The organism is Ochrobactrum quorumnocens (assembly GCF_002278035.1).
Classification (GTDB): domain Bacteria; phylum Pseudomonadota; class Alphaproteobacteria; order Rhizobiales; family Rhizobiaceae; genus Brucella; species Brucella quorumnocens.
The window spans coordinates 649,937-662,239 of the sequence record NZ_CP022603.1 but is presented as its reverse complement, the minus strand read 5'-3'; the positions used below and the strand labels follow the sequence as shown (position 1 = coordinate 662,239).

Sequence of the window (12,303 nt, the reverse complement as noted above, 5' to 3'; positions counted from 1 at the left end):
ACGTTACGTCACGTTACGCGTAACGTTTCTGAAACGCTTCAGCGTCTGAAAAGCGTCTTATTCAGACGGTTTAAATTGGTGATTGTGCTTAGATTACAGGAAGGATCACTCGAAAATGCAGAATGACGCTGACGACTGTCTTGACCTTATATGGGGAATAAAAGAGATCGCAAAATTTATTGGGCGCAGCGAACGTCAGGCTTATCACTTGGCAAGCGGAGGCATAATTCCAGTTAAGCAGGTGGGTGGGCGATGGGTGGCTTCACGTCAAAAGCTCTCAGATTTCTTCACTAAGATCTAAACAATCGTAGCCGCGAGCCAAATGTGAGTATTTGGTGAGTAGAAAATCTCATGTGGGAGGGGGGTGAGCTAAGTCATTGATTTTATGGTGCCGCTTAGCAGACTCGAACTGCTGACCCCATCATTACGAATGATGTGCTCTACCAACTGAGCTAAAGCGGCCCGGAACTATAGTTCCAAATCCCAAGGGATATCGATCTTTATAAGACCGAACGGTGCGCTGATAACCAAAAGCATGCAGGAAAGCAAGGTCCAAAACGCATATTCTTCATGTTTGTTCGGACCAATTGGAAACAAAGCCTCCATTATACGTCACAGGAGGCTTTATTGTATTAAGGTGGCAATTATACGTTTCGGCAGACGCGATTGCGAGCCTGCTCATATTCCTGAGCCAGGCGGCTAACCAGCTGTGCTGCGGGTGCGATTTCCTTAATTGCACCAATGCCTTGTCCGCATCCCCAAATGTCCTTCCAGGCTTTCGTGCCTTCCTGGTGAGCTTTGTCGAAGTCCATCTTTGATGGATCAGCCTCCGGCAAGTGATCAGGGTCGAGGCCGGATTTAGCGATGGATGGTTTGAGGTAATTGCCTGCAATTCCAGTGAAGTAGTTGGAATAGACGATATCAGCAGCGTTGGATTCGACGATCATCCGTTTGTAATCGTCAGAAGCGCGAGCTTCTTTTGTCGCAATGAATGGTGAGCCGATATAGGCAAGGTTTGCGCCCATGGCTTGGGCTGCGAGAATTGCCCCACCATTGGCAATCGCACCAGAAAGGAGCAGGGGGCCATCAAACCATTCGCGAATTTCTTGAACGAGCGCAAAAGGTGAGAGCGCGCCTGCGTGACCACCAGCGCCTGCGGCAACGGCGATGAGACCGTCCGCGCCTTTGCGGATCGCTGAGTTGGCATGACGGTTGTTGATGACGTCGTGCAATACTATCCCTCCGTATGAATGGATAGCTGCATTGACTTCAGGAACTGCGCCCAGCGAGGAAATGACGATGGGGACTTTGTATTTCACACATAGACCAAGGTCATGTTCGAGACGCTTGTTGGAGCGGTGCACGATCTGGTTAACTGCGAACGGTGCGGCTGGGCGGTCAGGGTTCGCGGCATTGTAGGCAGCGAGATCTTCGGTGATTTCGGCGAGCCATTCGTCAAGTTGCGCTTTAGGGCGCGCATTGAGCGCTGGAAATGAGCCGACCACGCCTGCCTTGCATTGCGCCAGCACCAAAGCCGGATTGGAAATGATAAACAGTGGCGCTCCGACCACGGGAATGCGCAGCTTGTTTTTCAAAATATCCGGCAATGCCATTTCATCCTCCAAAAAATTGACGTTTCCGTAAACGTAATATGTCTAGCACGGCTTTTGCCAAGGGCAACCTGAAAAATTAGAGAAGGGCCTGCGCAATATTAGTGCTCGCCATAAGGCTGTTTCGCTAAAGGTTGGGGGAAAATCATGCTTAAAGTTAATATTTGGTATCTTTGACAGTTCTCGCGGGTAGCCAAAATGGGTCTAGAATAGGTAAATGCCTTGATTCAGACGTTAATTTCGCTGAGGCTCATTTAACCGGCTGTGCCCGACGGACCCAGCCAACAGACGCAACCAAGGAAGAGCAGCCCTTTGGAAAGTATCGAACGCGCAATCAGAAATGCATTCGCAAAGTCGGACGCTCATAATCCGGCCACTCGTCAGCGCATTTACGAAGCGGCCTGGGGGGCACACGAGCGCGCCTTGACGGCAAATGCTGCCCTTAGCGAAGATCAGAAACAGCAGCGACGTCAGAAGATCAAGGATGCCATTTCAGAGATCGAGGCTGAGTTTAAATCTGTTTCTGTAGCGAATGCCAAGCGAGAGCCGTCGCTGGGTGCACCAGATTTGTCCGACCCTGTTTTGGGCGAGGGTGCTTACGAAGCTGGTCCTGCGCTTGATAACGCAGATATCCGCTCAACTTCGAAAAAGAAAAAGCGTGGATCAGCCGATTTAGGTTACGAAGCGGGCGTCTCCCGCAAAGATCGCAAGAAAAAGCGCCGCTCACCACTTATCAGTGTCGGCATCCCGGTAATGGTCATCGTTATTCTGGGGTTGATTGGCTTCTCGCTTTACAACAGTTTTGCGGATTTCACGCGCGGTAATGGTTCCAGCCCACTTTTGACCGATAATCGCATGGCGCCGATAAAGGAAGGCGAAGATCCGGAAGGACGCACATGGATCAACATTTTCACGCCTACCGAAGCAACGCGCATGTCAGTGCAGGGTGGTGCAACGGCCGAAATCATGCGCGAAGGCACCAACAGCTTCGCACGGGTTCTGTCGAAGGGCCCTAATGACAGTGTCACATTTGACGTAGGTGAAGGTGTGCTGAACCAGCTTATCGGCAAAAAGGCGACCTTTGACATTGTGGCCCGCAGCGATGATGGCAAGCCAACGCAGATGTCGGTTAATTGTGATTTCGCAGGTCTGGGTGATTGCGGACGCAGACGCTATGACGTGCGCGATTCTGTGAGTGATTTCCTGTTTGATCAGGATTTCCAGGCAGGCCATTCCGCTGGTCGTGCAGGCAAGATTACGATCAATTCTGATCTCAGTGGCGCAGGCAAGCCTGTCGATATTTTTGCAATTCGCGTCACCACAGCTGCTGAGTAAAAGCATACTCAGCTCAGCAGTGTCTCCAATGTTTCAAGTCGATCCGCTTCGCGGGGCGGCTTGTCCCAGCGGAGACGTGAAAAGCGCGGAAAGCGCATAGCAACGCCCGACTTGTGTCGGGTGGAACGGTTCAGCCCTTCAAAAGCAACTTCAACCACCAGCCCATGATCTGGTTCCGCGCGGACTGAGCGAACGGGACCAAAGCGCTCAATCGTGTTTTCGCGAACAAACTTGTCGAGAAGCTTTAACTCCTCATCAGTAAAGCCAAAATAGGCTTTTCCTACTGGCACCAGAACAGGTTCATCTTCTGCTCCGGTCCAAACGGCGAATGTGAAATCGGAGTAGTAGCTGGATCGTTTGCCGTGCCCGCGTTGTGCATAAACAACTACAGCATCAACGGTGAATGGATCGCGTTTCCATTTGAACCACGGCCCTTTGGGGCGCCCCGGCACATAGGCGCTGTCATGGCGCTTTAGCATCACACCCTCAATCACCGGATGGGGCGGGTTTAGGCGCAGGTTTGCCAGTTCGCTGAAATTGTTGAACTGCAATACGGGCGATAGATCGAACCGGCGCTTGTCGAGCTTTTCAATGAAGCGCGTAAGTCGCGCGCGCCGTTCAGAGAAAGGCAATGGACGCAGGTCTTCGCCTGTTTGCTGCGTGCCCTCCTGCAAAAGATCATAGGCGCGTATGAAGGCGGGATACTCCTTTAATTGCTTCGCTGAGACGGTCTTGCGGTTTAATCTCTGCTGCAAATCGGAAAACGTTGCGGTTTCAATGCCAGTTTCACCGTGATAGCCAACGAGCAATTCGCCGTCAATCGAGCCTTCAAAATCCATGGCTTCTAACACATCGGGAAAAGCACCTGAAATGTCGTCACCAGTGCGCGAATAAAGCCGTCGAACACCATTTTCCGATACCGCCTGAACGCGAATGCCATCCCATTTCCACTCAGCACTATAGGCAGATGGATCGAGTGCTGGAATTTCGGCTTCATCAAAGGCTGTTGCCAGCATGACTGGCCGGAAGGGCGCATCGGCAGTGGCTGCAGGTTTTGAACCATGCCCTTCAAGCCATGCGAACAGCGCTGAAAAGGGTGGTGCCTGTCCGTGCCAAAGTTCTTCAATTTCGACGACCTCCACGCCGCCAAAATCCGCCAGCGCCTGTTTGGCAAGACGAGCGGAAACACCGATACGCAAACCACCTGTGACAAGCTTAAGCAGCGCGTATCGTTCTGAAATGCCTAGCAGATCGAGCCAGCCTGCCACAAGCAGCGGCCCCTCGCGGCGCGAGGCGTTTTGCAATTCATGCACGACCACACTGAGCGGCAAATTGGCACCCGCTGGCGTTTCATTTGGACCGGGCCAGATCAGTGAAATCGTTTCGGCAAGATCGCCAACATAATCATAGGAATAGGCGAAAAGCGTAGGATCGCTGCGCTCGGCTATCAATGCGCGCAGCATCGCGGGTTTGACACTCTGCAATTCCAGATCGAGCGTGATGGCTGCGAGTGCCAGACCGCGGTCAGGATCGGGCGTGGTGCGAAAATAGTCGACCAGCAGCCGCAATTTGCCATTGCGCTGAGGTGTGAGGACAAGCCGGTCGAGGAGTTCTGCGAAAGCGCGCATCAATCCCCCTCGTCTTCATAGCCGATGAGATGAAGGGGGCGTGCGGGGATGCTTTGTAATTCACACCAGCGAACGAGGGCTTCTTCGCGCCCATGTGTGACCCAGACTTCTGCAGGCTTTATCTCGCTGATGGTTGCCGTCAACTCGTTCCAATCACAATGATCAGAAATAATAAGCGGCAATTCTACGCCGCGTTGCTTGGCGCGCTGGCGGATACGCATCCAGCCCGATGCGAAGGCAGGCAACGGATCGGGAAAACGCCGCGCCCAGCGGTCAGAAAAAGCAGATGGCGGGCCGACCACGATTTTTCCTGCAAAGTCGGGCGAGGCTTCGCCTCGTTCAAGTGTTGCAGATTCCAGTTGACCAAGCTCAATGCCTTGCGATTGATAATAATCGCAGAGCTTTTGCAGGCCGCCGTGAATATAGATTGGCTCGTCATAACCAGCATTGCGAATAAGCTTGATTACCCGTTGTGCTTTGCCGAGCGAATATGCGCCCACAAGATGTGCGCGTTCAGGAAACTGCACGAGTGACTTCAGCAAAGCCGCGATTTCGTGTGAAGCTTCGGGATGACGAAAAACCGGAAGCGCAAAGGTTGCCTCCGTGATGAAAACATCGCAGACAATTGGTTCAAACGGCGCACAGGTTGGATCAGCGGCGCGTTTATAGTCGCCCGATGCGACGATGCGTGTGCCATCTTTTTCGACGGCAATTTGTGCAGAGCCAAGCACATGGCCAGCACCTTGAAAGCTCACCCGAACACCATTGATGGTCAGTGTTTCGCCAAGCTGCGCTCGCTGTGTGCTGCCCGCAAAATCGGCGCCATAGCGGATCGCCATGATGTCGAGTGTTTCTTGCGTCGCAAGTACATGAGAATGTCCGGCGCGCGCGTGATCGGAATGCCCGTGCGTGATCAGCGCGCGGTCTACCGGACGCACCGGATCGATATAAAAATCGCCGGGGGGGCAATAAAGACCTTTTGGTGTGGAACGCAATAGTTCGTCAAAACGCATGATTGATTAGATAGGTCAGTCACTTCTCCCTGGAAAGAGGGTGGAAACCGGACTGCTGACAAAATGAGAACAAAAGTGAACAAACATCTTGGCGGAAAGCGTTGCGAGCATTAGATTGGGGAAGTGACGCTGAACCTGACCCCGACTTCTGAGACTGCAGCTTTCCATCTGCCAGACCGTTTTGTGAAATGGTTTGCGGAGAAGGGCTGGTCGCCGCGCGCCCATCAGTTGGAGCTGCTTTCGCGTGCAGAACAAGGGCAATCCACGTTGCTGATCGCCCCCACTGGCGCAGGTAAAACGCTGGCTGGTTTTCTGCCTGCATTGGTTGATCTGGAACGGAGTGGCCGCAAAAAGCCGGGTATGGCGAAGCGTGGTGTTCACACGCTTTATATTTCGCCGCTCAAGGCACTTGCTGTCGATATTCATCGCAATTTGACAGTGCCGGTTGAGGAAATGGGTCTCGACATCACCATCGAGACGCGGACAGGCGACACGCCTACACATAAGCGCCAGCGACAGAAGCTGGCACCGCCTGACATTTTACTCACCACGCCGGAACAGCTTGCACTCTTGATCGCATCCAAAGGGGCCGAGCAGTTTTTCAAAGGTCTGCGCTATGTGGTGCTCGATGAGCTGCATTCACTAGTCATTTCCAAGCGCGGTCATTTGCTGGCGCTGGGCCTTGCGCGCCTGCGCCGTCTGCAACCGCAGCTGCAGACCATTGGTCTTTCGGCAACGGTGGCCCAGCCGGACGAATTGCGCCGCTGGTTGGTGGAGCAAGATGGAACAGAGCCAAAATCCGGTGTTGTGACTGTGCATGGCGGTGCCAAGCCTGAAATCACCATTCTTGATTCCGAAGAGCGTGTCCCCTGGGCGGGGCATTCTTCGCGCTATGCCATTCCGGATATCTACGAGGCCGTTCGCGCACACCGAACGACATTGCTCTTCGTCAATACGCGCAGTCAGGCTGAAATGCTGTTTCAGGAACTCTGGCGCGTCAACGAGGATACGTTGCCGATTGCGCTTCATCATGGATCTCTCGATGCCAGCCAGCGCCGCAAAGTGGAACAGGCCATGGCAGCCAACACCTTACGAGCTGTGGTTGCCACCTCGACGCTTGATCTTGGTATCGACTGGGGCGATGTCGATCTGGTCATTCATGTTGGTGCGCCAAAGGGGGCAAGCCGCCTTGCGCAGCGTATCGGTCGCGCCAACCACCGTATGGATGAGCCAAGTCGCGCCATTCTGGTGCCTGCCAATCGTTTCGAAGTGATGGAATGCCGTGCAGCGCTCGACGCCAACTATCTTGGCGCGCAGGATACGCCGCCGCTGATCGATGGTGCGCTTGATGTGTTGGCGCAACATGTGTTGGGCATGGCCTGCGCCGAGCCGTTCAACGCCGATCAGCTTTATAGAGAGATTCAGAGCGCGGCCCCATATTCGAACCTTTCGCGAGAAATTTTTGATCGTATTCTCGATTTTGTGGCCACTGGAGGTTATGCGCTCAAAACCTACGAGCGCTTCGCCAAAATCCGCAAGACTGTTGATGATACATGGAGGGTTTCCAATCCGCGCATTGCGCAGCAATATCGTCTGAACATTGGCACGATTGTTGAAGCACCGGAACTGAATGTGCGCCTCACACGTGGTGGCAAGGGTGCCAATGCCCGTGCTGTTGGAAGAGGCGGTCGCGTTCTGGGGCGGATTGAGGAATATTTTCTCGAAACGCTGACACCGGGCGACACATTTCTGTTTGCAGGCAAGGTGCTGCGATTTGAGGGCATTCGTGAGAATGAATGCATGGCTTCTAATGCCGCAGGACAGGATGCCAAAATCCCAGTTTATGCCGGCGGAAAATTCCCGCTTTCCACCTACCTCGCCTCGCAGGTACGCGCGATGCTGGCGGATCGTTCGCGCTGGCAGTTCCTGCCGGAGCAGGTACGGGAATGGCTAGAAATGCAACAATTCAAATCCGTTCTGCCACGCACAGATGAGTTGCTGATTGAGACTTTTCCAAAAGGCGGGCGCTTTTACATGGTGGCCTATCCTTTCGAGGGACGGCTCGCACATCAGACGCTCGGCATGTTGCTGACGCGTCGTCTGGAGCGCATGGGCGCCCATCCTTTAGGTTTTGTTGCTACCGATTATTCGCTGGGGCTGTGGGGCCTCAAAGACATGGGTACTATGATTGGCGCGGGTAAGCTTAATCTTACGCGTCTGTTCGATGAAGATATGCTGGGCGATGATCTCGAAGCATGGCTTGATGAAAGCTATCTTCTCAAGCGAACATTTCGTAGTTGCGCCGTGATTTCGGGGCTTATCGAACGACGACATCCGGGACAGGAGAAAACAGGCCGTCAGGTGACGGTCTCGACCGACCTGATCTATGATGTGTTGAGAACCCACGAACCGGACCATATTTTGCTACAGGCAACGCGCGCCGATGCTGCGACCGGGCTTCTGGATATCAAGCGTCTTGGTGACATGCTGGCGCGAGTGAAGGGGCATCTCCTGCACAAGCCGCTTGATCGTATTTCGCCGCTGGCGCTGCCCGTCATGCTTGAAATCGGACGGGAACGTGTTGCAGGTGAGGGCGATGAGTTGCTGCTTGAAGAAGCGGCGGATGACTTGATCAGAGAAGCAATAGGATGAGCACAGCAGTCTGGGGAAATGGCGAAGCTTACAGTCTGGCGCATGCGGAAGTGCGCGGGGTCGCGACCATTTATGATCCCTGCGGTGCGCTCTTTCTGCCTGACCTGCACATGCTGGTGGTCTCTGATCTGCACCTCGAAAAAGGCTCATCCTTTGCCCGACGCGGACAGCTCATTCCGCCTTATGATACAGCAGCAACACTCGACATGCTGGCAGCAGTCATAGCGCGCTATCAACCCCGCACGGTTATCAGCCTCGGCGACAGCTTTCACGATGCGAAGGCCAGTGAACGACTGCCATCGCTTTATGCTATGCGGCTCAAATCACTGATGGAACATCGCGAGTGGTTCTGGATCACTGGCAATCATGATCCTGAGCGCCCAGCGGACCTGCCTGGTGATTGCGTTGAAGAACTTGCTGTTGGGCCGCTTACTTTCCGGCATGAGCCATCGCGGACACAGGCGCAAGGCGAGGTGGCTGGTCATCTTCATCCCGCAGCACGGATTGTTCGGCGCGGGCGCTCGGTGCGGCGTCCGTGTTTTGCAAGCGATGGCGAGCGGCTTATTATGCCTGCATTCGGTGCATATACGGGCGCGCTCAACGTGCTCGACCGAGCGTTTCGCGGGTTGTTTGTCGATGCAAGCTTACGCGCCTATATGCTGGGGCAGGGCAAGATTTACCCGATTGCACACGGCACGCTGGTGGGTGGCTAATCTTTCTTGAACAAAATACGACCAACCCAGCCGGTGAAAACAGCCAGAAACACCGCGAACAAACCATAATAGAAGCTGTATTTGTGCGCGGCATCATAGATGCTTTGTTCGACGCCGGCCTTCACGATTTCAAGGCTGGCATTGGCTTCGCGCAGGAAAACACCATTACGAAACAAAAGCGCGCGAGCGCGATGGCGTCCGACTGGTACGTTTACTGACAGGTTCAGCGTTGCGCGGAACAATGTGCGCGAAATAAATTCCACACCGCCAACGCGTTGGCTATAAAGCCCTTGCCGCAGTTTCATCTCACGCAATTCATCGCCGAACTTCGGAATGTTGCCCGACAGGCTCGCAGGGTCTTCCGGCCTCAGATAAAAATTGCGGACACCAACCGAAAGCTGGCGGTAGATCTTGTCATCCGCGATATCCTGCAAGTTGCGTGTCGAAGCCAAGGAGTAGGAAAGCGGGACACCAAGGAAGGTTTCAGAATCTGCATTTACCCAGACACCCAGATAGCGTTGTTTTTTGCGCACGACCAGATCGCGCGCTGGTCCTTGCAGAACGACGATAATGTCGTAGCGTCCCTGCCGTTGGATCATCGGATCGGCATTATCAAGCGCACCAAAGATCGTGAGATCCGTACCACCAAAATTAGAGGTAATGGCGATCGTTTCGGTTGAAAGGCCAATCTCGATGGTTTCTTCAGCCGGGTTTTGAAGTTGCGGCACACCATTGCCATCACCGATGGAGTTGATCTGCGCTGATACTGGCGTTGCTGCAAAGCCGAGTAGCAAAGTGGATATGAGGCTGAGTTTCCTCATGTCACATATCCGCAATGGTGATCGAGAATAGATTATCTGGCCGCACAAAAAGGCCGAATGCAAGACGCAGGCCTACAGCGAGAACCAACAAGGCCAGCAATAGGCGCAGCTGTTCGCCGCGCAGTTTCTGGCCGGCGCGCGCGCCATATTGCGCACCAATCACGCCGCCGAGCATCAGGAGAAACGCCAACACAATGTCGATGGACTGGTTGGTTGTCGCCTGCATCACGGTGGTGAATGCTGTGACAAAGGTGATCTGAAACAGCGATGTACCAACCACAACATTGGTGGGGACATGCAGCAGATAGATCAGCGCAGGCACCATGATGAAGCCGCCGCCGACACCCATCACCGATGACAAAAGGCCGATAAAAAAGCCGATGCCGAGTACAGGAATGATGCTGACATAAATGGTTGATGCACGAAACCGCATCTTGAACGGCAGCTTATGTATCCACGTGTGCTGACCCGGACGGCGGATTGCGCCTGCCTGTCCTTTTTTTACACGGCGAAGCGCACGCACGCTTTCAACCAGCATCAGTCCGCCAACCGTGCCGAGGAAGAAGACGTAAAGGATCGAAACGATCAGATCGAGCTGTCCTAAGTCTCGCAACCACGAGAACACGAAAATGCCGAGTAGTGACCCGACTATACCCCCCGCGACCAGAAAAAGGCCGAGCTTGATGTCGAGCGTTCGCCGCTTGAAATGCGCAAGTGCTCCAGACACCGATGAAGCAATGACCTGATTGGCGCCTGTCGCCACGGCAATTGCCGGTGGAATGTTATAAAAGATCAGCAAAGGTGTGATCAGAAATCCACCGCCAACACCGAACAATCCCGAAAGAAAACCAACGGCAGCGCCCATGCCGAGCAAAACCAGCATGTTGACCGATAATTCCGCAATGGGAAGGTAAATACCCAATTCCGAACCCGGTTTTTACAACGCACAACACGCAGCCCGTTGCGGTCGCGCCATGCCGCAAGGTCTGTCTTAAAGCCCCAGAGCAGATTTCGATCTCACTGAATTGATCGACGCTCTAATCGCTTGTTTTAACGCGCATCTTAGTCGTGAAATCGTTTTTGCACGTTTAAGGATGCGTTCTAAAGGTCTTGCTCTCTCAAACAGGGGAAGTCAAACCCCGATTGAGAATAGAGTTACTTTGAACGATAATGAGAAAAGAAAATGGCACATTGTTGTTTGTGAACAACATTATGCCTCTCCGTGCTCCATAAAAACGTCATATTCTGACGGCGCGACTTGGAATGCGTACCTTGTCCGGAAGGCCGTTTTCCCTTTTCGGGATGTGCTGATTATTCGTATGAGTCTTGCCGGTTGCTCAGTACAATATTGATGTGTTCTTTCGGGTAATAATTGAATGCGTCGAAGACGGATAGAATTGCGCTTTGATTGCAATTGGGTCCGATATTTTATTATCGATGAGGCTGCCGTTGTTTATCACATAAAGATATGGATTGGTGATGCTTGCACTGTAGGCTCCTGCAAACTTACTCCCGGATGTGATGCCGAACGAGGTCGCTGCATCAGAATAATAATGCCCATTCGTGACAGCCCAGTCTTCTGTCGGAACGGAGCGCGCCATCGAGGTTTTTTTGCCGTCCGGCGTTGAGAAATTGAGATTGAACGAAAGTGCCATATAGATGTTTTTAGTTCTGAATTTCCGGAAAGAACTTTGAACAGCGACTTATATGGGTGGATTTCTTCAGCCGGAATGAAACGGCCGTCCAATGACGATATCTGGAAAACAATCGCATCCCCCTGGAAGCCTTTGACATCCTTGTCCAGTGCAAGGGGTATTTTAGCAATTATGCCATTTTCCATCTCGTTATTTACATGCAAAAGCATCACATGTCCCCCTTGTTCTAATGATTAAATAATGAGTGGCGGCAATTGGATTCAAGCTGTTACTTCTGGCAGAAAGTAAATCCGTCGATGGACCGTTTTGCAGCGGTTGGCGACGTTGACACTGTGGAAAATCTTTGCAATTCGCAAAGGTTCAGCGAGGCGGGAGGGATGTGCCATGATGAAATACGGTATTCTGGCTCTTACGGCATTTATCCCGTTACCAGCGATGGCGAATTGTATTCCGCCTTGGCAGACGCAATTTGCGTGCAATATTCCTGAGCGTAACGCGCGCGCAGAGTTCTGTCGCATCGCCGACCCAAAGGCCCATCCGGATAAAAAAGAAGCCTATTATAATTATGTGATCGGAACCAAGCCGTCGGAACTCTATTTCGAAACCAATTCCACTTGGTTTTCGACAAAAGACACGAATATCGATCACCCAACCGATATGACGATGGCAATGGGCTATGCGCGCGGCGACTATGTCTATGCGTTTGTTGTGACTGAAGACAAGCGTGAAGCGAACGGCATCAGAGATGCCGAAGTGCGCGTTTATTCATCGACGGATAAATTCACTAACGACACCAAAGACAACGAGACCGCAAAATTATACTGCGATCCCGCGTCGATTATCGCCGATCAAGACAGCATCAGACCTTGATCTGAC

10 protein-coding genes and 1 tRNA gene are annotated in these 12,303 nt (G+C 52.9%); 4 read left to right on the top strand and 7 right to left on the bottom strand.

What is annotated here, in order from left to right:
* Window positions 1-386 precede the first annotated feature (386 nt).
* Together CES85_RS03205 and CES85_RS03200 are read right to left on the bottom strand one after the other, a co-directional pair.
* Window positions 387-462, bottom strand: a tRNA-Thr gene (locus tag CES85_RS03205).
* A 182-nt stretch (window positions 463-644) separates the two neighbouring features.
* Window positions 645-1,613: an NAD(P)H-dependent flavin oxidoreductase gene (locus CES85_RS03200; protein WP_095444610.1), complete on the bottom strand. Its 969-nt coding sequence runs from the start codon at window positions 1,611-1,613 to the stop codon at window positions 645-647.
* Between the two features lie 309 nt (window positions 1,614-1,922).
* Between CES85_RS03200 and CES85_RS03195 the strand changes: the two genes are divergently transcribed.
* Complete coding sequence (locus CES85_RS03195; RefSeq protein ID WP_095444609.1) at window positions 1,923-2,945, top strand: hypothetical protein; 1,023 nt, start codon at window positions 1,923-1,925, stop codon at window positions 2,943-2,945.
* 8 nt (window positions 2,946-2,953) lie between these two features.
* Here the strand turns inward: CES85_RS03195 and CES85_RS03190 are convergent, their stop codons facing one another.
* Both CES85_RS03190 and CES85_RS03185 read right to left on the bottom strand, forming a co-directional pair.
* Entirely contained in the window at window positions 2,954-4,573 is a 1,620-nt protein-coding gene (locus tag CES85_RS03190; RefSeq protein ID WP_095444608.1) for a cisplatin damage response ATP-dependent DNA ligase, read from the bottom strand.
* On the bottom strand, window positions 4,573-5,586 hold the full coding sequence (locus tag CES85_RS03185; RefSeq protein ID WP_095444607.1) for a ligase-associated DNA damage response exonuclease: 1,014 nt from the start codon (window positions 5,584-5,586) through the stop codon (window positions 4,573-4,575). The genes CES85_RS03190 and CES85_RS03185 overlap by 1 nt, the downstream gene beginning before the upstream one ends.
* 123 nt (window positions 5,587-5,709) lie before the next feature.
* On the opposite strand from CES85_RS03185, the gene CES85_RS03180 reads away from it, so the two are divergent.
* Together CES85_RS03180 and pdeM are read left to right on the top strand one after the other, a co-directional pair.
* The gene (locus CES85_RS03180) at window positions 5,710-8,238 is read left to right on the top strand and encodes a ligase-associated DNA damage response DEXH box helicase (protein ID WP_095444606.1); all 2,529 of its coding nucleotides are present in this window, start codon (window positions 5,710-5,712) and stop codon (window positions 8,236-8,238) included.
* Complete coding sequence (gene pdeM / locus CES85_RS03175) at window positions 8,235-8,951, top strand: ligase-associated DNA damage response endonuclease PdeM (RefSeq protein ID WP_095444605.1); 717 nt, start codon at window positions 8,235-8,237, stop codon at window positions 8,949-8,951. The genes CES85_RS03180 and pdeM overlap by 4 nt, the downstream gene beginning before the upstream one ends.
* Here the strand turns inward: pdeM and CES85_RS03170 are convergent.
* The 3 genes from CES85_RS03170 to CES85_RS03160 all read right to left on the bottom strand — a co-directional run bounded on the left by CES85_RS03170 (window position 8,948) and on the right by CES85_RS03160 (window position 11,636).
* On the bottom strand, window positions 8,948-9,772 hold the full coding sequence (locus CES85_RS03170) for a TIGR02186 family protein (RefSeq protein ID WP_095444604.1): 825 nt from the start codon (window positions 9,770-9,772) through the stop codon (window positions 8,948-8,950). The two genes, pdeM and CES85_RS03170, sit on opposite strands and share 4 nt — an antisense overlap.
* 1 nt (window position 9,773) lies before the next feature.
* Window positions 9,774-10,655 (bottom strand): sulfite exporter TauE/SafE family protein, encoded by an 882-nt coding sequence (locus CES85_RS03165; protein ID WP_024896833.1) that lies wholly within the window; start codon window positions 10,653-10,655, stop codon window positions 9,774-9,776.
* Between the two features lie 573 nt (window positions 10,656-11,228).
* On the bottom strand, window positions 11,229-11,636 hold the full coding sequence (locus tag CES85_RS03160) for a hypothetical protein (protein ID WP_244923206.1): 408 nt from the start codon (window positions 11,634-11,636) through the stop codon (window positions 11,229-11,231).
* A gap of 175 nt (window positions 11,637-11,811) precedes the next feature.
* Between CES85_RS03160 and CES85_RS03155 the strand changes: the two genes are divergently transcribed.
* Window positions 11,812-12,297, top strand: a complete 486-nt coding sequence (locus CES85_RS03155) for a hypothetical protein (protein ID WP_095444603.1) — start codon at window positions 11,812-11,814, stop codon at window positions 12,295-12,297.
* The last annotated feature ends 6 nt before the right edge of the window (window positions 12,298-12,303 follow it).